Annotated in this window: 1 protein-coding gene; it reads left to right on the top strand. The window is 49.4% G+C overall.

What is annotated here, in order from left to right; genetic code table 11:
• The first annotated feature begins 143 nt into the window (after positions 1–143).
• Positions 144–1,166 carry an IS110 family RNA-guided transposase gene (locus tag AB204_RS06785; RefSeq protein WP_047962625.1) on the top strand — a complete coding sequence of 341 codons (1,023 nt, stop codon included), beginning with the start codon at positions 144–146 and terminating at the stop codon, positions 1,164–1,166.
• Positions 1,167–1,438 lie beyond the last annotated feature (272 nt).

The following is a 1,438-nucleotide window of genomic DNA, read 5'->3' as shown; positions in this document are numbered from 1 at the left end:
GAATGTAATGAACGCATCCCAACCACTGAACCTTTGGCACCGTGCTGGAATTGAGAGATGAGGCGTGGTTCCTCGCAGATTTCCGGCCTTATAGTGCCTAAAAGCGGGAGCCTGTTGCTCCCTGATGACTGGAGGAACCACTCATGAAATTTACTCCTTTTGGCGTCGATATTGCAAAACATTTGATGCAAATTCATTTTGTCGATGAATACACAGGTGAAGTTATTGATAGGCAGCTGCGGCGGCAGGATTTTTTAACGTTCTTCAGTAACCGCGAGTCTTGTCTGATTGGCATGGAAGCGTGTGGCGGTGCTCACTACTGGGCACGGGAATTGAGAAAACTGGGGCATGAAGTGCGTTTGCTTCAGGCGCGATTCGTCAGGGCATTCCGGATGGGAAATAAGAATGATGTTCAGGATGCCCGAGCCATATGGCAGGCGGTTCAACAACCCGGTAAATCGGTTGCCGTCAAAAACGAAGAACAACAGGCTATTCTGTCGTTACATAGGATGCGTTACCAATTAGTGAAATTCAGAACCGCGCAAATCAATGCGCTGCATGGTTTGCTACTGGAGTTCGGTGAAACTGTGCATAAGGGCAGAGCTTCATTGGATAAAGCGATGCCGGAGGTACTTGAGCGGCTAAGGGAAAAACTGGCACCTTTCCTGCTCAGTCTTCTTGAAGAGCAATACCACCGCTTGAACGAAATCGATGAACAAATTGAACAGGTGGAAAAACAACTAATAGCGTGGGCAAAACAGAATGCCGATTGCCAGCGGATTATGAAAATACCCGGTGTTGGTGTGCTGATTGCGACCGCCGCCATCGCCACGATGGGCGATCCCCGTGCGTTCCGGTCGGGCAGAGAATTTTCGGCCTATCTGGGATTGGTGCCGAAACAGACGGGGACGGGAGGCCGGATCAAATTACTGGGAATCAGTAAACGGGGAGATACCTATCTGAGAACGCTGTTTATCCATGGAGCAAGGGTCGCCACCTTAACCACAAAAACGCCCTTACCATGGGTGACTGAACTCAAAAAACGACGGCCGGCCTGCGTGGCTATAGTGGGGATGGCCAATAAACTGGCTCGTACTGTTTGGGCTCTGGTAGCCCATCAGCGGGATTACCAAAAAGATTACGTCAGTGTCAGACCTCTTAATTAAAACCTGACACTGATTAATCTCAACATGTAATGACAAGGCTGAATGCAGAAAGATTGCTGAGGCAATAATAATGATGACAAAGACAGGTAAGACCGTGACTTGCTAAACCTGTATGGTCGCCAGAGCGTCAAGCTCGTCGGAGGAATGAGGAGCAAGCCAGCGGATTACATCGAGGCCCGCAGCATCGGCTGCAATAAGGCCGGATATAGAGCTGCAACCTACCGTCGATGTCAACATGATTTTTGTCTTGCAAACGGGATGCGTTCATATAG

Source organism: Xenorhabdus khoisanae (assembly GCF_001037465.1).
GTDB classification, from domain to species: Bacteria; Pseudomonadota; Gammaproteobacteria; order Enterobacterales; family Enterobacteriaceae; genus Xenorhabdus; species Xenorhabdus khoisanae.
Note: the sequence above shows the minus strand (reverse complement) of the source record. Positions and strands in the feature narration are given on the sequence as shown.